Origin of the sequence: Herbidospora mongoliensis, assembly GCF_001570545.1 — a bacterium.
Classification (GTDB): Bacteria; Actinomycetota; Actinomycetes; order Streptosporangiales; family Streptosporangiaceae; genus Herbidospora; species Herbidospora mongoliensis.
The window spans coordinates 1-18,573 of sequence record NZ_BBXD01000014.1; the positions used below are offsets into that span (position 1 = coordinate 1).

9 protein-coding genes are annotated in these 18,573 nt (G+C 71.0%); 5 read left to right on the forward strand and 4 right to left on the reverse strand.

Annotated features, from left to right (window positions below):
• Positions 1 to 46 precede the first annotated feature (46 nt).
• The gene (locus AW272_RS19115; RefSeq protein WP_066367833.1) at positions 47 to 829 is read left to right on the forward strand and encodes a transposase family protein; all 783 of its coding nucleotides are present in this window, start codon (positions 47 to 49) and stop codon (positions 827 to 829) included.
• A gap of 80 nt (positions 830 to 909) precedes the next feature.
• Here the strand turns inward: AW272_RS19115 and AW272_RS19120 are convergent, their stop codons facing one another.
• Positions 910 to 1,116 carry a GntR family transcriptional regulator gene (locus AW272_RS19120; protein WP_066366899.1) on the reverse strand — a complete coding sequence of 69 codons (207 nt, stop codon included), beginning with the start codon at positions 1,114 to 1,116 and terminating at the stop codon, positions 910 to 912.
• A gap of 661 nt (positions 1,117 to 1,777) precedes the next feature.
• Between AW272_RS19120 and AW272_RS19125 the strand changes: the two genes are divergently transcribed.
• The 4 genes from AW272_RS19125 (at position 1,778) to AW272_RS19140 (ending at position 6,424) form a co-directional block, all read left to right on the forward strand.
• A complete protein-coding gene (locus AW272_RS19125) occupies positions 1,778 to 3,796 on the forward strand; it encodes an MMPL family transporter (RefSeq protein WP_083958464.1) in 2,019 nt (672 codons plus the stop codon).
• A 3-nt stretch (positions 3,797 to 3,799) separates the two neighbouring features.
• The gene (locus tag AW272_RS19130) at positions 3,800 to 4,294 is read left to right on the forward strand and encodes a hypothetical protein (protein WP_066366905.1); all 495 of its coding nucleotides are present in this window, start codon (positions 3,800 to 3,802) and stop codon (positions 4,292 to 4,294) included.
• A gap of 146 nt (positions 4,295 to 4,440) precedes the next feature.
• Positions 4,441 to 5,667, forward strand: a complete 1,227-nt coding sequence (locus tag AW272_RS19135; RefSeq protein ID WP_066367835.1) for a serine hydrolase domain-containing protein — start codon at positions 4,441 to 4,443, stop codon at positions 5,665 to 5,667.
• A 58-nt stretch (positions 5,668 to 5,725) separates the two neighbouring features.
• Positions 5,726 to 6,424, forward strand: a complete 699-nt coding sequence (locus AW272_RS19140; RefSeq protein ID WP_066366910.1) for an alpha/beta fold hydrolase — start codon at positions 5,726 to 5,728, stop codon at positions 6,422 to 6,424.
• Between the two features lie 10 nt (positions 6,425 to 6,434).
• Here the strand turns inward: AW272_RS19140 and AW272_RS19145 are convergent, their stop codons facing one another.
• The 3 genes from AW272_RS19145 to AW272_RS19155 form a co-directional block, all read right to left on the reverse strand.
• Positions 6,435 to 7,202 (reverse strand): SDR family NAD(P)-dependent oxidoreductase, encoded by a 768-nt coding sequence (locus tag AW272_RS19145; protein WP_066366912.1) that lies wholly within the window; start codon positions 7,200 to 7,202, stop codon positions 6,435 to 6,437.
• A gap of 65 nt (positions 7,203 to 7,267) precedes the next feature.
• Positions 7,268 to 8,140 carry a LysR family transcriptional regulator gene (locus tag AW272_RS19150; RefSeq protein ID WP_066366915.1) on the reverse strand — a complete coding sequence of 291 codons (873 nt, stop codon included), beginning with the start codon at positions 8,138 to 8,140 and terminating at the stop codon, positions 7,268 to 7,270.
• A 54-nt stretch (positions 8,141 to 8,194) separates the two neighbouring features.
• Positions 8,195 to 18,571, reverse strand: coding sequence for a hybrid non-ribosomal peptide synthetase/type I polyketide synthase (locus AW272_RS19155; RefSeq protein WP_066366924.1), 10,377 nt, complete (start codon positions 18,569 to 18,571; stop codon positions 8,195 to 8,197).
• Between the last annotated feature and the right edge of the window lie 2 nt (positions 18,572 to 18,573).

Below are 18,573 nucleotides of genomic sequence, written 5' to 3' on the forward strand. Positions count from 1 at the left end.
TAAGACAGCAGTCGACCAAGATCCGATGCCCCAACCGGGAGCCTCGCTGCTGTCTTACCGTGCCGCGATTCCGCTGTCGAACCGCACCCTGGCCCGCCTGGCCGACCTGATCCGCGCCCGCCGTGCCGAACGCCGCTGCAGGTGGCGGCGCCTGAGCGCCGGACGGCAAGCCCTGCTGGTACTCGCCCACCTGCGCAACGGCGACACCTACACCCGCCTGGCCTCGGGGTTCTCCATCGGCACCGCCACCGCCTGGCGCTACGTGCGAGAAGGCGTCGACCTGCTGGCCGCCCTGGCCGAGGATCTCCATGCCGCCGTCGCACGAGCCGGCCGCCTGGCCTACGCCATCCTGGACGGCACCCTCATCCCCATCGACCGCCTGGCCGATCAAAAGCCCTACTACTCCGGGAAACACCGGCGTCACGGCCTGAACGTCCAGGTTCTTGCCGACCCCATCGGCCGGCTGGTCTGGGCCTCACCCGCTCTGCCCGGCGCCGTGCATGATCTGACCGCCGCCCGCCCCATCGGCCTCATCGACGCTCTGACCAACGCCGGCGTGCAGGTCCTCGCCGACAAGGGTTACCAAGGCGCGGGCGGTGCCATCCGCACCCCGTTCAAGCGCCATCGGTATCGGCCACGGCTGTCCTCTGGCCAGAAAGCCGTCAACCGCTCCCACGCCCGCATCCGGGCCATGGGCGAACGCGCGGTCGCGACTCTGAAGACCTGGAAAGTCCTGGCCAAACTCCGCTGCTGCCCGCACCGGGCCACCGCGATCGTGCAGGCAATCCTCACCCTGGAGACCATCGAAACCGATCGCTACTCAGGATGAAAAGGGCTCAATGATCGACGTATAGAACCTTCATCCTGGCTGCGACCATCGATCTAGTGCAACAACCCCACGGCCTTGATCTACTCCAACGAGGGCGGGGGCTCGACTACGAAGCTCCCCATCCCGGGCTCTGTTCGTATCAGGCCGTCTGTGCGCAAGGCGCGGTGAACCTTCTGACCTGTCGCAGTGGCGATGCCGTAGATCTCCTGTAGCCCAAGAACGGATGGCACCTGGTCGCCGGCAGCGAGCTCCCCACGCTCGATCTGCCCCTTGATGTCCTCATACACCTGGAGCTATGGGGACTCGAACCCCAACCCTCCTCGATGCCAAGTCATTTGACTACATCAACAATCGTAATCTCTCGCGCCACGGAGTTCCCTGCTGCCGGTCTCAGTCTGTATCAGCTAACCCTGACGCAGCATGTGGTCGACCATATAGCCGATATGTGTCGAAACATGCCTAATTTAGCGTCAAGTAAGGCTCCCCAGTCCTAAGGAGCGTTTTGGCAAGCGGTAAAGACCTCGCCGTTCGCGCGCCCCGTCTAGATCACTTGGTAATCTTGGTGCCGCAGTTCCTGGTGTCAAAAGCCAGTTCGACGTAAAGCGATTCGCCCGCCTACGCCCGCTACGCCAATCGGATAAGGGACCGATCACGCGCCGCCACTTCGCATGCCAACGCATCAACCGGAAAGCGCGTCTCATAAGCAACATCGGCCTATCTTCTGAATTTGGGTTGGAAGCCCCATCCGAGCGAAGCGAGAACAACCCGAGCGAAGCGAGGCCCTACCAGGGAGCGCGAGGGGCGGAGCCCTTCGCAAGGAGCGGCAGCGACCCGGAGCGAACGCGACGCCGGGGGCGCGACAGCGCACCAGGGGGAGCGCGAGGGGGCGACAGCCCCTTCGCATCGGGGGGCTCGGGGGGTCGTCCCCCCGAAGATAGGGGGGCGTAAATGTCAATCCCATCGCGTATGCCGGTGATCGTGGTGTGGGTGCTTGTCGCGTTCGCATCGCTGGTGTCGCTGCCGGGGCTGTTGGAGCGGCTCGTTCCGCCGTCGCTGGAGGTGCCGGGGGCGGCCTCGGCCAAGGCCGCGCAGGTCGTGGCGGAGGGGTTCCCCGGGCTCGGTGACGAGCAGGCCGTACTCGCGTTCACCTCGTCGCGGCTCACCCCCGACGACCCGCTCTACCAGCGTGCGCTGGCCGCGACCGTACACAAGCTTGCCGCCCTGCCGGAGGTCGGTGACCTGCGGCCGTTGCCCGTCGTCGAGTCGCAGAATCCGCACCATCTCTACGTGCTGGTCGGGGTGCGTGGCGATGAGCAGGAGCGCCGGGATCGGCTGCCCGTTCAGCGCGGGGTGGCGCAGGACGCCGCGCGGGAGGCGTCGGGCGGGGCGGTGGAGGTGTCGCTGACCGGGTCGTCGGCGGTGTTCGCCGAGCTGGCGGGGACCGATGTGCGGGATCTGCGGGTCGTCGAGCTGGTCACGGTTCCGGTCGTGCTGGTGTTGCTGGCGCTCGGGCTGGGGTCGGTGCGGGCGGCGTTGGTGCCGATGACGGTCGCGGGGGCGTCGGTGGTGGCGGGGCTCGGTGCGCTGGCGGTGGTGCCGGGGCGGGTCGACACGCTCATGGTGACGGTGATGGTCGCCGTGAGTCTGGGGCTCGGGCTCGACTACGCGCTTCTGCTGCTGCTCCGCTACCGGCAGGCCAAGCGCGACGGGATGGACGATCACGCCGCTGCGGCCTCGGCTGTCCGGACTGCCGGGGTGACGGTCTCCTGGTGTGCGCTGGTCATGGTGCTCACCGCGGGCGGGCTGTTCGTCGTGCCGGCTCCGCAGATCCGGGGGATGGCGTTGGCGGCGATCTTGGCGACCGGCGTCACGGTCGCGGCGGCGTTGACGCTCACGCCGGTGCTGCTGTCGAAGGGGGTGCCGGCCGGTCGTACCGCGGCGGATCCTCACTGGGTTCGGTGGGCCACCCATTTGATGCGTCATCCCTGGCGCTACACCTTCGCCGTCACGGCGGGGCTGGTCATCGTGGCGATCCCGGTGGGTTCGACCGCGCTCGGGATCCACTACGACCGGTCTGTGCTGGCGGGGACCGACGCGGGTGCGGGGCTGGCCCGCATGGAGGCCGACGGTTTGGCCGGGTTCACGTTGCTCGCGTTGCCGCATCCGCCGGGGCCGCCCGCCGATACGACGGCGCTGACCGCCGGGCTGCGGGAGGATCCGCGGGTGTCGGCCGTCGTCAGCTTCGACAACGGGCGCGACCTCACTCTGGTCACCGTCGGTGAACGCCGGCCCGGCGATCATCCCGACACCGCCGCGTTGCTGGCGCGCTACCGCCAGCTGGCCCCCGACGCCCTGGCCGCCGGGCCGGCCGCACAGCTCGGTGACCTCACCGGGGAGCTGCGCACCCGCCTGTGGCAGGTCATGGCGGTCGTGCTGGCCAGTTCGTTCGTGCTGCTCATGGCGCTGTTCCGGAGCCTGCTCATCCCGCTGAAGGCGATCGCGATGAACGTCCTCACCATCGCCGCCACCTTCGGGCTGCTCGCGCTCGTCTTCGACGGGCAGGTCGGCGCGATCGTGCCGTTGCTGACGTTCTCGCTGGTCTTCGGCCTGTCGATGGACTACGAGGTGTTCCTGGCGCATCGCGTCACCGAGCACTGGCGGCGTACCGGCGACACCACCGCTTCGGTCGTGTACGGCCTGCGGCACACCGCGCAGGCCATCACGCTCGCCGCCGCCGCGATCGCCGTCACCTTCGCCGCGCTCATGTTCACCCATCGGGAGGAGATCCGGCAGACGGGCTTCGCGGTGGCCGTCGCGATCGCCATCGACGTCACTTTGGTCCGGATGGTGCTGGTCCCGGCGCTGATGCGGCTGTTCGGCCGATGGAACTGGTTCCCTGGCCGGGCCGTGACTTCCCCATCACCCGTTCCCTGCTACGAATTGGAGCTCACTGATCACGGGAGGTAACCCATGCCCGCTGTCGCCGTGCTGCTCGCCGCCGCCCTGCTGACCGCACCCGCACCCTCGAAACCCGCGTTGACCTGCGACGTCTCCACCGCTCCCGGCAGTGCGGTGACGTTCACCCCGGCGGTCGGCCTGCTGCCGCGCACGGTGAGGGTGAAGGCCGTCCTCAACCTGGGCAACTGCCGCCACGGGGCCACGATGACCATCGACGGCACCGTGCACGCGTCATGTGCGGGTGGGTGGCGCGCGGAGGGCGGCGGCCGCATCGAGTGGTTCGGTCGCAAGGGCGGCGTCGAAGCCAGCTCGACCGTCGAGTTGGTCACCAGTGACGTCGCGACCGCCAACCCGGCCGACATCCTGTTCAACGCGCGCGTCACCAAGGGCCGCCTGAAGGGCGCCAAGATCGGCGGCAGCGCCACGCCCACCTCCGAGACCGGCGGCTGCGCCCTCACCGGCCTGCGCTCGGTCACCGGCGTCGGCATGATCACCTTCACCCGCTGACACGGCTGATGGGGCGCGACCTCGAGCGGGTCGGTCGCGTCAGGTCGGCGACGGTCCCATATCAGGACGGCCCGCGACGGTGGGGTCATGAACGGTTCGCCACGGACATACACGGCGAACCACCACCGTAAGCAAGGGACTTGATGATGGACGGCAACAACGGTTTCTCCGAAGCAGGACTCCGCCGGGTGCACGACGTGCTGGCGCGGCACGTCGACTCGGGGAAGATCCCCGGGCTCGTCGCCCTGGTCGGCCGGGGCGGCGAGACCCACGTCGAGGCGCTGGGGACCATGCGCCATGACGGTGGCGCGCCGATGCGCCGGGACACGATCTTCCGGATGGCCTCGACGTCCAAGCCGGTCTCGACGGCGGCGGCGATGATCCTGCTCGACGAGTGCAGGCTGCGGCTGGACGACCTCGTCGAGCCGTGGCTGCCCGAACTCGCCGACCGGCAGGTCCTCAAGAGGATCGACTCCCCGCTCGACGACACGGTCCCGGCCCGGCGGCCGATCACCGTGCGGGACGTGCTGACGTCCACGTTCGGGCTCGGCATGGACCTGACCTCGCTGGGCACGCCGATCATGGGCGCGATCTTCGAGCAGGGGCTCACGCCCGACCTGCCCACCCCGATGCCCGAGCCGGACGAGTGGATGCGCCGCCTCGGGGCCCTTCCGCTCATGCACCAGCCCGGCGAGCGCTGGCAGTACCACATCAGCAACGACCTCCTCGGGGTGCTGGTCTCCCGGGTCACCGGGCAGTCGTTCGAGTCGTTCCTTCGGGAGCGGATCTTCGAGCCGCTGGGGATGAAGGACACCGGTTTCCACGTGCCCGCCGACAAGATCGACCGGCTGCCGACCCTCTATGCCCCCGACCCGCAGACGGGTGAGTTCCACGTGTGGGACGACGCCGCCGACGGACGCTGGAGCCGGTCGCCGGCGTTCCAGGGCGGTGGCGGTGGGCTGGTCTCGACCGTGGACGACTACCACGCCTACTTCCGGATGCTGCTGAACGGCGGCACGCACGACGGCGAGCGGATCCTGTCCCGGCCCGCCGTCGAGCTGATGACCACCAACCGGCTCAACCCGGCGCAGAACGCCGCCCGCAACGCCCTGGCCACCGACAACGTCCACATCTCGTTCGGGCAGGGGCAGCACGGCGGATGGGGCCTGGGGATGGCGGTGCGCACCTACCGGGGCGACTACGCGCCCGTCGGCCAGTTCGGCTGGGACGGCGGCAGCGGCACCTCGACCTACGCCGACCCCGGCAAGCAGGTCACCGGCATCCTGCTCACCCAGGTCGGGATGTCCGTCCCGGATCCCGCGCGGCTCATCCACGACTTCTGGACCACCCTCTACCAGTCGATCGATGACTGATGCGGGCACAGTCGGATGACTGTCGCGATCGGTGCGCGGGCTGACTAGCGTCGGCGTCATGAGTACTGATGGAGTCAACCCGCGCATCGTCCTGGTCCACGGTGCGTTCGCGGACGGATCCGGCTGGCAGGGCGTCTACACCCTGCTGAAGAACGACGGCTACGACGTGGCCGTCGTCCAGAACCCGACCATCTCCCTGGACGGCGACGTCGCCGCGACCCGCCAGGTCATCGACGCCCAGGACGGTCCGGTCGTGCTGGTCGGCCACTCCTACGGCGGGGTGGTCGTGACCGAGGCGGGCAACCACGACAGCGTGGCGGCCCTCGTCTACGTCACGGCCTTCGCCCCCGACAAGGGCGAGTCGGTCAACACGCTGATCGCCGACCCGCACCCCGGCGCGGCCTCGCCACCGATCCTGCCTCCCGTGGACGGTTTCCTGCGCCTTGACCCGGAGAAGTTCCACGAGGCGTTCGCCGCCGACCTCCCGGCCGCGCAGGCCGCGTTCATGGCCGACTCGCAGGTCCCGTGGGGCGTGGCCGCGCTCGGCGGCGTGATCTCCGAGCCGGCCTGGCGGGCCAAGCCGAGCTGGTATGTGGTCGCGGCAGACGACCAGATCATCCCGCCGTCCGCGCAGCGCGTGATGGCCGGACGCGCGGGCGCCACGGTGACGGAGACCCCCGGCAGCCACGCCGTGTTCGTGTCCAACCCCGCGGTGGTGGCCGAGGTGATCGCCAAGGCCGCGAACGCGGTCCGTTAACGGCCGACGCTCAGCAGCGACCGGCCATGACGCCGCCGTCGACGTCCCAGACGGCGCCGGTCACCCAGTCGGTCTGGTCGGACAGCAGGAAGGCGACGGTGGCGGCGACGTCGTCCGGAGTGCCGAGGCGGCCGAGCGGGTGGAAGCCGTCGAACCTGTCGAGGACGGCGTCGACCCTCTCCTTGGGGATGAACTCCTCGTAGATCGAGGTCCGGACGAAGGCCGGGGCCACCGCGTTGACGCGGATCCCGTAAGAGGCGAGTTCCAGGGCCAGATGCTGCGTCAGGGCGTGGAGCCCGGCCTTGGCCATCGAGTAGGCCGACGACGGCGTGGCGGCGACGGCCTGCCGCGCCCACATCGAGCCGATGTTGACCACGGCCCCCCGCTCCTCGCGGTCGATCACGTTCTGGACGACCGTCTGGGTGATCAGGAAGAAGGCCCGGTTCACGATCTGGTAGCGGTCGAAGTCGTCGGGCGTGTGGTCCAGGAAGAGCTTGGGCGCGAAGACGCCGGCGGCGTTCACCAGGAGGGTGGCGTCGGCGTGCCACTCCGTCAGGTCGGCGCGGAGCCGGTCGACGGCCTCGAAGTCGGTCAGATCGGCGACCAGACCCTCGGTCTTGCCGTACACGCCGAGGTCGGCCGCCGCCCGGTCGGCGCTCGACCGGGTCCTGCCGGTGACGACGGCGCTGCCGCCGCCCGCCAGGACGCGCCGGGCGACGGCGAGGCCGATGCCGCTGGTCCCGCCGATGACAATGACCTTCCGAGTGGTGAAGTCCATGCTTTCGACGGTAGGACGCGAAGGCGGAGGCCGGTAGAGGATCTTGGTGAATCAGGACATAAGCGTCATTTATCGCCAGCAAGCTCCCCGGTCAGCCAGGCGAGATCGGTGCCGAACGCCGAGTCGACGCTCCACAGGGCCTCGAAGGAGATCCGCACCTCGTGGCCCTCATCCATCAGCGGACGGTGGGGCACGCCGGGCGAGCTGAGCTTCGAGCGGGGGATCAGCGCCGCCCCGAGGCCGAGCGCGGTCCACTGCTCCAGGACCCGGTAACTGGCGGCCTCACCCGGATAGGCCCGCAGAGGCAGGCCGTGGGACCGGAAGAGCCGCTTGGTGAACATCGTCAGCCCGCACGGGTCGGGGACCAGAAGGAACTGCACCTTGCTCGCCTCGTCGATCTCGATCGGGGCGTCCGCGCCGCAGCCGACGACGACGATCGGGTCCACGTCGACCACGCGGTGTTCGAAGCCGGGCATCGCGGCGACGGAGGGCATCAGGACGACGTCGAGCTCGCCGGACGCCAAGCCCTGCTGGAGATCAGGGATGAGCGCCCCCCGCACCACCAGATCGCGGGGCTCGGGCAGGCCGCGCAGCACGCCGAACATCCGGGCGACGAGATGGGAGGAGAGGGGAGAGACGCCCATGCGGATCTTCGACTCGCCGGGCTCGGTCAGCCGCTGGGCCTCCGCCGCGACGGACCCGAGCGCGCCCAGGGCGTGGTCGATCAACGGCAGGATCCTGGCCCCGAAAGCGGTCGGGGTCACGCCTCGGGGCGACCGGTCGAACAGCTTCCCGCCGAGGCGATCTTCCAGCTTGGCGATCCCGTTGGACAGGGCGGGCTGGGTGACTCCGTAGGCGCGGGCGGCGGCGCTGAACGACTTGGTCTCCGCGACCGCCTGGGCGTACCGGAGTCCTTCGAGATTGAGTTTCTCGATCATGACTGTGCCTCGTCGCCGACCTGGCCCGCAGTGGGGCCTGTCAATCCAGCATAGTCACCGGACCTTTCCGGCCAGGTGGAGCGGGGCGGCGTGGACCCCGGCGGCGGTGATCGCCCGCCAGTACGCGAGGGCCTGATCCGGCTCCACCAGACCGTGGACGACGGGCAGGTCGATCAGGGATTCCAGGCGGCACGACGCGATGGTGCCGGGGATCCACGGCGCGGGCACGTCTTCGGCCAGCCGCCGTTCGATTCCCGCCATCGACAGCAGTCCACCGCCGACGACCATGACATCTTCCCTGGCCAGAGCCTTGGCGACGTCGAAACAGTGCGGGAAGGAGTCGTCCACGACGATCGTTCCGGGCCTCAGACGGTCGACGTCGACGACGATGCCGTGGCTGCTGACGGCGGTGACGATGAGGTCGGCCTCGTAGACCGCGTCGATGTCGCAGATCTCGGCGTCCGGGTGCAGCCCGTCCAGCCTGGCGGCGTTGTCACACAGCAGCAGCCGTTTCGGCCGGTCCTCCACGGCCAGCAGGAGGCGGAGAGAGGAGCGGCCGATGGAGCCCAGCCCGACGAAGGCGACGGTCAGATCACGCAGCGACCGGCCCGCCAGCGCCGCCCGCACGGTCAGCACGACCGAGACGGCGGTCGCGGCATGGCCGGTGGTGACGGGCACGCGCGTCTTGCGCGCGACGTCGAACCCGTAGCCGGTCAGCGAGGGGATCATCCCGGCGAGCGAGACGGTCCGGGCTCCTAGTGTGGCGGCGTAGTCGACGGCCTCGACGGTTCTCGATGCCAGGTCAGGGGTGCTCGCCAGCTCGTCGGCGAACAGCGGCAGGCAGATGAACCCTGACCGGCCGAGCGGAGTGTCGAGCTCCTCGGCCAGCCGGAAACGGCCGTCGGGGAAGAGCAGGGCGCGCAGGTCCTCCCGGGGCATGGCGGGCGCTCCGGCCAGGGCCAGCAGATGGCCGGGGGAGGGCAGGTAGCCGATCAGGGCCGCGTCCAGGGCGACCTCATGCGCGAAGGCCAGTTCGTTCCGCAGCAGCCGTTCGAAGCGGTCGAAGTCGGTCAGTGTCGCGCGGAGGATCACCCGTAGACCGTCCTCGGTCGGTCGCACCGCGAGGAACGTCTCCGCGCCGACCGGGGCGATCTCCGCGTCGAGGTCCCAAGTCAGGCTCAGCTCCGCGCCTTCCAGCGGGCCGAGGGCGGTGAAGTCGAGGTAGCTGAAGAAGAACTGCGCCGCCCTGATGTCGGGAGTGTTCCTGAGGCGCGCCGCCGCGATCTCCGCGGCCACCTCTCGCTGATTCCCCGACGACAGCCGGACCGGCACCGCGCTCGCATACGGCCCGAACACCAGATGCGCGTCCGGTGGCGCGGTGTCGCGGCCGGTCACGGCGACGCCGAGCATCAGGTCGTCCTGGCCGGTGAAGGCGGCCAATGCTCGGTAGTACGCGGCCAGCACCACGACGACCGGCGACGAGCCGGTGGCGTCGACGGTGAAGGCCGTGGAACGGGCCGGTCCGAGTTCGGTCACCGGTTTCCGGTACGCATCCCGTCCGCCCCCCACGGCAGACAGCTGCGCCACATGATCGCGGAACGTGCTGCGCGGGACCGGCAGGTCGATCCCGTCATAGGCGGCGAGCAGCTCACGCCCCAGCAGCGCGGCGCTGTATCCGTCGCCGATCAGATGGTGGGCATGCACGACCAGCACGTGCTCGTCAGGGGAGAGCGTGATCAACCGGAGGCGCAGCAGCGGCCACGCCCACGGCTCGAAGATCCTGGCCCGTTCCTCGGCGATCTTCGCGGCCGGATCGGCGGCGTCCTCGAAGACGACCGGCAGGCGCAGGCTGGCCGGAAGCTCCTGCTGAACGTCTCCGGGGAAGATCGTGCGCAGCATCCCGTGCCGCGCCACACACGTGTCGACCGCGCGCTGGAACCGCTCCCGATCGACGTGCCCACGCACCCGCAGCGTCGCCAGCCACGCCTGACCCGCGAGCAGGAACCCCTTCTGCGACGGCGTCAGCGGGAACGGCCCGTCGTCCCCGCCGATCTTCACCGGCTCGGCAGGTTCCGCGTTGTCGATGGCCTCGGCCAGCGCCGCCAGCGTCCCGTGTCCGTAGATGACCGTCGGACGTGGCAGCGTGTCGATCTGCTCGCCGAGCTGGGCGAACACGCGAAGGATCAGGATCGAGTCGCCGCCGAGCGCGAAGAAGTCGTCCTCCCGTGACACCTGCGGCACGTCGAGGAGCGTGCGCCAGACCTCGGCGACCACCTTCTCGGTCGAGGTCGCGGGCGGCGTCCCGTTGAGCTCGCGTCGGTCGATCTTGCCCGTGGTGGTCTGCGGGAGCGCGGGCACGATCTCGATCCGGGCCGGGATCATGTACGCCGGCAGCACCGCCCCCAGGTGCCCGCGCAACGCGACGGGATCGGGGTCGGCGCCGGGCCGGGGTTCGACGAACGCGCTCAGCCGGTCGCCCGTCAGCACCACGGCGGCCCGCGCGACCTCCGGATGCGTGTGGAACGCCGCCTCGATCTCGCCCGGCTCGACCCGATGGCCACGCACCTTGACCTGCGCGTCCACGCGCCCGAGGAAGACCAGATCCCCGGCGGCGTCCCGGCGGACGCGGTCGCCGCTCCGATACCACCGCACACCGTCGCGTTCGATGAAGGCGTGTCCTGGTTCGTCCAGATAACCGGGAGTGAGCCCGATCCCGGCGATGAGGAGCTCGCCTGATTCGTCCACGTCGACGAACGTCCCCGCGATGGGGCGGCCGATCGGGATCGTGGTCACGTCGTCGGCCGGACGCTCGTCGATGATGTGGCAGGTCGTGTTGATGGTCGACTCGGTCGGGCCGTAGAGGTTGGCGATCCGGGCACCGGGGCCGACCTGGTCGTACCAGCGGCGCACGTGCTCCGGCGGCAGTGCCTCTCCGCCGACGTGGATCCAGCGCAGGCGGGGGGCGACGGGGCTGGCGTCCAGCAGCCGCGACCACAGGCTGGGCACCGAACTCCAGACGGTGATGTCGCGGAGCCGGCTGGCCAGCAGTTCGGGGTCGCGGACCTCCTCCCGGGTGAACGTCACGACGGTCGCGCCGGCCAGCAGCGGGGCCAGCAGCTGGCGTACCGACGCGTCGAAGCAGATCGACGCCGTCTGGGCGAGGCGGTCGCCCTGGTGGTAGCCGAAAGTCGCCAGCGCCCAGTCGAGGTAGTTCTCCACCGACCGATAGGTGATGGGCACGCCCTTCGGGCGGCCGGTCGAGCCGGAGGTGAAGATGACGTAGGCGATGGCGTCCGGAGAGACGTCGGGGGCGTCGTGGGAACCGTCGCCCGAGACGTCGGTGACCACGGTCGTCACGCCGCAGCGAATGAGCTGGTCCTGGCGACGCGCCTCCGGATGGGTGGGGTCGAGCGGGACCCAGCCCGCGCCCGCGCGGATGATGCCGACCAGTCCGATGACGGTGTCGACACCGGGTTCGGTCATCAGCCCGATCAGGTCACCGGCTCCGCGCAGGCGGGCGGCCAGCGCGGCGGAACGCCGGTCGAGTTCGGCGTAGGTCAGCCGGGCGGTGCCGGTGTCGACGGCGACCGCGTCCGGGGTGGCGCGGAACCGGGCGCGCAACCGGGCCGCCAAGCCGACGCGTTCGGGATCCGAGGTGAGTTCGGCCAGATGCTCGGCGGCCAGCCGACGCACCGTGGCCCGGCGGAACAGGCGCGACGGGAAGTTCCAGGAGAAGCGCAGCTCACCGCCTGACTCCCAGCACAGCAGGCTGAGTCTCGTTGCGGCCGACGCGGTTCCGGCGGCGGTGGCGATGACGTCCACCGGGCAGTCCGGGTCGGCCGCCGCCGGGAATCTGGCGAAGCTGAACGACGCCGGGCTCGCCGTGCGGGGTCCTTCGGCAGTCGGCAACAGTCGGGCCAGATCGACGCCGGTCGGGGTGGCGTGGCGTTCGGCGAGCTGCCAGGTGTCCCGCAGTCTCGCCGCCAGCTCGGGCAGCGACTCGCCGGGGTGCACACCGGTCAGCAGCGGGAGGGTGTCGGCGAGCGGGCCGACCAGGCGATCCATGCCCGGGAGCCGGATCTCGCGGCGGGCTCTGGCGATGTTGACGGCCACGTCGTCGCTGGTGGTCCAGCGGGCGAGGCAGCGTACATAACCTGCCAGCAGCAGATGGAACAGCGAGACACCGTGCGCGGCGGCCTGCGCACGCAGGGCGGCGGACTGGTCGCTCGTCAGCGCGACCTGGAGGGTGTCGAGGGTCGGTCCGCCGAGAGCGCCGTCGTAGGGGAGGTGCAGGTCAGGGGTGGTTTTCAGGACCTCGGTCCAGTACGTCAGATCGTCGGCGCTCGCGGGCGGCGACGCGGCGGCGTAGTCGGAGAAGGTCGTGGTGAGCGGGGGAAGTGTCGGTTCGAGCCCTCGGGACAGGGCGGTGTAGACGGTCCAGAGTTCCTCGCCGAGCACGTTCAGGCTGAAGCCGTCGGCGGCGATGTGGCTGACGACGATGACCAGGTGGGTGCCGGTCGGGGTGCGGGCCAGCACAGCTCTCAGCGGGCTTTCGCCGCCGAGGTCGAACGGGCGGTTGCGGAGGTCGCTTTCCAGCGCGTCGAGGTCGTCGACGTCGCGGACCTCGAAGAACGGGCGCATCCCGGCTTCGGCCGACTGCGTGTCGTCGGGGTGAAACCGCAGGCGCAGCATGGGATGGCGGTCGACCAGGTGCTCAAGCGCTTTTCGCAGCAGGGCCGCGTCGAGGGGACCGGTGATGGTCTGGCGGACATACCCATACGCCGAAATTTCGGGGTAAAGGCGGTGCTGGGTCTGGAACGCGAGCTGCACCGGAGTGAGCGGGAACGACCCGTCGGCGTCCAGGTGGGCCGACAGTTCCCGCAGGGTGCGGAACTCGAAGAACAGCGTGACCGGGAGGGTCCGGCCGAGTTCCTTCTCCAGGCGTTTGACCAGGTCGACGGCGGTGAGCGAGTCAAGCCCGAGGCTCAGGAACGACTCGTCCTCACCGATGTCGTCACGCTTGAGCGCGGTGCCGACCAGCCGCCTGATGACGGTCCGCACCTCACCGGCCGGGGTCTCGGGCGTCGGCTCCGGTACGTCGTCCAGATCGGCCACCAGCACCTGCGCGGCACCCGTCCCGATCGCGCCGCGAAGAGCGGCTAGCGCCGCCGAGGTGTCGAGTGCACCCCGGGTCAGCCCGGCCCTGGCGGCCAGGCCGATCTCCGCGAACGCGGCGAAGTTGACGGCGATCCACGGCATGCCGGCCGCGCGTTCGGCCGTGCACAACGCGTCGAGGTAGGCGTTCGCCGCGGCGTAGTCGCCGATCGCCCCCGCCATCTCGGGCAGCACCGACGACACCGACGAGAACGCCACGCACACGACAGGAGTGAGCCCGTGGCGTCGCAGGCCCTCGGCCAGCAGGTATCCACCCCGCGTCTTGGCGGCCATGGCCTCGACGATCGCGTCAGGCGACTTGCTCCGGAGCGCGCCGGGACGCACCTCCCCGGCGGCGTGGAACAGCCCGTCCAGGCGGGGGAGCCCGCGCAGCAGCGGCTCGACGTCCTCGGACACGTCGACGGCGTGATACTCGACGGTCGCGCCACGTCCCCGCAGGTCAGCGAGCAGCCCGGCAGGCGGCCGGGGTGACCGCCCGGCCAGCACGAGCGTGGGCCGCCCCCGATCGGCGAGGTCCCGGGCCAGCGCCGCCCCGACACCTCCGGCACCCCCGGTGATCAGGTAGACCCCATCGGGAGGCAGTTCTGTAGGAGCAGGTACGACCGCCTCCGGCTCCCGCCCCAGCCTCGTCCCATCGCGCCATGCGACGACGCCGCCACCCCGGGCGGACAGCTCGCTTCCGACCGCGGCGACCCGGTCACGCAGGGGTTCGCGGGAGACCAGATCGACCACCCTGACCTCGGCGCCCGTCTCCTCCGCCAGCGCCGCCGCCAGACCTTGCAGGATCGCCTGCTCCGGCCGGTCGATGTGGACGTCCTGGGTGACGACCAGAATCCGGGCCGCGTCGAGCCCGAGGATCGCCTCCGCCATCTCGCGGTGCGCCGCGTCGAGCGCGTCGGCCGACCCCGCCGGACGGGGCGCTCCCGCGACGAGAACGGCGACGTCTCCACTGTTCAGAAGGGTCACGCCGGTCTTCTCCAGCGCCTCGGCCAGCCCTTCGACGGCCACAGGCGTTCCGTCGATGGGCCGTTCTTGCCAGACGAGCCGGTGCAGCAACCGGGACGACGGCCAGTGACGCCGCCGCTGGAACGGATACGTCGGCACGTCGACGCGGGCCCGCCCCTGGTCCATGGCGGTGCGATCGATCGGGAGGCCGCGCTGCCACAACGCGCCCACGGTCTCCAGCAGCGCCCGCGCGCCACCTTCATGCCCGGCCGCCATCGTCGTCGCGGTGCCGGACGCCGCCCGCACCGCGCCGCCCAGCGCGGGGGATGGCCCGAGCTCCAGGAACGTGTCGTATCCCTCGGCGATCAACCGGCTGACGGCGTCGGCGAACCGCACCGGCTGCCGGGCGTGTTCCCGCAGGTAGTTCGGGTCGAGAGGAGGGTTCCAGGCACCGGTGACGGTACTGAGGAGGGAGATCTCCGGCGGCCTGACGGTGATCCTGGCGGCGGCCTCGGCCAGCGGGTCCAGTGCCGGGTCCATCAGCGGTGAATGGAACGCGCGGGCGACGTTGATCCGTCGTCCGTTCAGCCGCTCGACGGCGTCAGGTGGGCCGGCGACGACGACCTGACCCGGCGCGTTGATCGCCGCCACGGTCACCTCCGGTGGCAAGTCGGTGTCGTCGGGGACCACCGCCATCGCGCCCGGGGGGCAGAGTTCGTGCATCAACCGGCCGCGTTCGGCCGCGAAGGTGACGGCATCAGCGAGGGAGAGCCGGCCGGAGACGCAGGCGGCGGCGATCTCGCCCACGCTGTGCCCGGCGACCGCGTCCGGAGTCACGCCCCAGGCGTTGAGCTGGCGGGCGAGCGCGATTCCGTACGCGACCATGAGCGGTTGCACCACATCGGTGCGGACGACGTCGGCGGCGGGATCCGCGCACCAGTCCCGCAACGTGCGCCCGCCGATCGGGCCGACCAGTTCGGACGCGGCGTCGATGACCTGCCGGAACACCGGAGCGCCGGCGTAGAGGTCCGCGCCGGATCCCTGCGCGCCCTGGCCGGGCAGCAGGAAGACCAGCCGGGGGCGCGGCCCGGCGACGCGTCCCTGTTCGAAGGCGGTCAGCCGCTCCGCCAGGTCTCCGTCGGCGACCAGCGCGACCCGGTGCGGACCGTCGTCCCTGGCCTGCGCGACCGATGCGCAGACGTCGGCCTCGTCATGTCCCGGCAGGAACGCGGCCAGGTCGTCGACCGCCCGGCGCAGCGCGGGCGCGCTTCTGGCGGACAGGGTGAGCAGGTTGAGACCTCGGTGGGGTGACCTTCCGCTCTCTCGCGGAGGCGCTTCGGACAGGATCGCGTGCGCGTTGGTGCCGCCGAAGCCGAACGCGTTGACCCCGGCGGTGCGCGGCCCCGTCCAGTCGACCGTTTCGGCCGGGACGGTGAAGCCGTCGAGGCCGTCGGCGGGCGGAGTGGCGTGCAGCGAAGGCGGCACCTTGCCGTGCTGGAGAGCCAAGACCACCTTGACCAGGCTCGGCATCGCGGCGGCGTTCAGCAGGTGACCGACGTTGGTCTTCACCGAGCCCAGCAACCGGGTGCCGGTGGGGAAGGCGTGGCGGAGTGACCGTAGTTCGATCGGGTCGCCGACCGGGGTCCCGGTCCCGTGCGCCTCGATGTAGGTGACGTCGGCCGGGTCGACCCCCGCCTCCCGGTAGGCCTGGACGATCACCTCCCGCTGGGTCAGCGGGTTGGGCGCGAGCAGGCTCAGCGACCGGCCGTCGTTGTTGACCGCCGTGCCCCTGAGCACCGCGAGCACGGTGTCTCCGGACCGTTCCGCGTCGTCGAGCCGGGCCAGCACCAGCGCGGCGCCGCCCTCGCCGGGGACGAACCCGTCGGCCGCCGCGCCGAACGTGTGACACCGGCCGGTGGGGGAGAGCGCCTGCGTCTTGCCGAGCGCGCGATATCCGGCCGGGGTGAGGTTGAGGTTGACGCCCGCCACCACGGCGAGGTCGCATTCGCCCTGCTGGAGGCTGCGCCGGGCCAGATGCAGGGCGACCAGCGCCGACGAGCAGGCGGTGTCGACGGCCATCGCCGGGCCGGTCAGGTCGAGCGTGTGGGCGACCCGGGCGGCGAGCAGGTTCGGCAGGTTGCCGGTGAGCGCCTCGGGCGGGAGGCCGGTGACGCCGTGGGCGCGTTCCAGGATCTCGCGGTAGCCGCTCTCACCGGACGCGGCGAACACGCCGACCCGGCGGTGGTGGCGGCGGGAACCCGCGTAACCGGCCCGTTCGAGCGCTTCGTGGGCGAGTTCCAGCAGCAGGCGGGCCTGCGGGTCGGTGGCTGCCGCCTCCTCATCGGAAAGGCCGAAATATCCGGCGTCGAAGAGGGCGGGGTCGTCCAGGAAACCGCCGTGGCCCTGGTAGTCGAATCGGGTGATGGGCGTGACGGCGTCATGGCCGCTGACGAGCCGCTCCCAGAACCGCCCGGGGGTGTCGGCGCCGGGGAACCGGCAGGCCATCCCGGTGATCGCGACGAGCGCACCGTCTGTCGTTCTGACCGGGGTTCGTCTGCGGGCCGGCGGGGCCAGCAGATGAGCGGCGAGGGCGGCGACGGTGTCGTGGTCGCGTACATCAGCCGGTTCGAGCACCACCCCGAACCGGTCCTCGACGGCGGCGAGGACCTGCATGGCCTTGAGCGACGAACCGCCCAGCGCGGCGAACCGGTCATGCGGGGCCGGGGTGACTCCGAGCACGTCGGCCCAGATCGCGATAATGGCTGATTCGACGTCGGCCCGGGAGCGGGGCGCCCGCGTGTACTCCCCGGCCTCGAACCGGTCCCGCATCACCGCCCGCCGCAACTTCCCGCTGGTCGTCCGGGCGAACGCGGGCTTCGGCACCGCCACGACGGTCACGTCGTCATGCCCGCACGCCTCGGCGACGCGCTGCCGGACCTCCCCGACGACCTCGGCCGACGCCGGGGCCTGGACGAACACGACGACCCGCTCGCCCTCGGGCCCCGGCGACCCGATGACGGCGACCGATCCCCGCCGGACCCCTGACGCGACCTCTTCCAGGTCGGCGGCGTGGAAGGTGGCGCCGTTGACGAACACGACGTCCTTGGCCCGGCCGGTGACACACAGCCTGCCGTCGTGCAGGAAGCCCAGGTCGCCGGTGTCGAGCCAGCCGGTGAAGGGGGTGCCTCCGTGATAGCCGCGCGCTGTCTGCGGCCCTCGGACCTCGATCGGCCCGACCTGCCGTTCGCCGCCGATCCGGACCTCGCAGCCGGGCACCGGACGGCCGACGTCCATGAACTCGACGGCGTGCGGGCCCGTTTCGGTGAACTCGACCCGTCCGTCGGCGAGCGCCTTCCGGTCGAGTACGAGCGGTTCCGCCACCTCGTTCATCGGCGGCACGGTGACCGCGAGGGTCGCCTCGGCCAGGCCGTAGACGGGCTGGGGCACGTGCGGCGGCAGGCCGGTCTTGGCCAGGAAAGCCCGCCAGACGCGCGGTGAGATCGGCTCCGCGCCGACCATGATGAGCCGCACGCTCGACAGGTCCAGCCCGGCGATGACCTCGTCCGGCACCCGCCGCTCGACCAGCGCCAGCGCGAAATTGGCCGCCGTCAGCACGGTGGCCCGATGGCGCGCGGCCGTCTCCAGCCAGATCGCCGGACGCTTCGCGAAAGCCAGCGGACCGAGCTTGACCTGCTTCATCCGCGCGGCCAGCGGCACGAGATGGGTGCCGATCAGCCCCATGTCGTGGAAGTAGGGCATCCAGCTGACCGTGACGTCGTCCGCGGTGATCTCGGCGGCGGCCCGGATCTGCGCCAGGTTGGCCACGACGGCGGCGTTGGTCAGCTCGACGCCTTTGGGCGTGCCGGTGCTGCCGGAGGAGAACTGGAGGAAGGCGAGGTCGTGCGGGGAGCGTACCGGCAGATCAGTGGCCTTCTCGCCGGTCCGCAGACCGTCGGGAAGCAGCACCCGGGCCTCCGGCAGCGGCGGCTCGTCGGCCACGATCGGTGGCCGGCCGAGCAGCTCCCACACGGGCCTGATGCGCCGAGGGTCCGGTGCCAGCGGGACGGGCACCAGCCCGGCCGCGATCAGCCCCCAGAAGAGCGGCTGGAAGTCGTCGCTCCGGTCGGCGACGAGCGGGATCGGCGTGCCGGGCGCGATCCCGGTGCGCAGGAGCGCCCCCGCGACGCGCAGCGCCTCGTCGAGCAGTTCGCGATGGGTGACGACGCGTTCGGCGCCGTCGCCCCGGACGTGCACGATGACCTGACCGGGCGCCTCGTGCGCGGCGCCCAGCAGCACGTCCAGCAGCACCATGA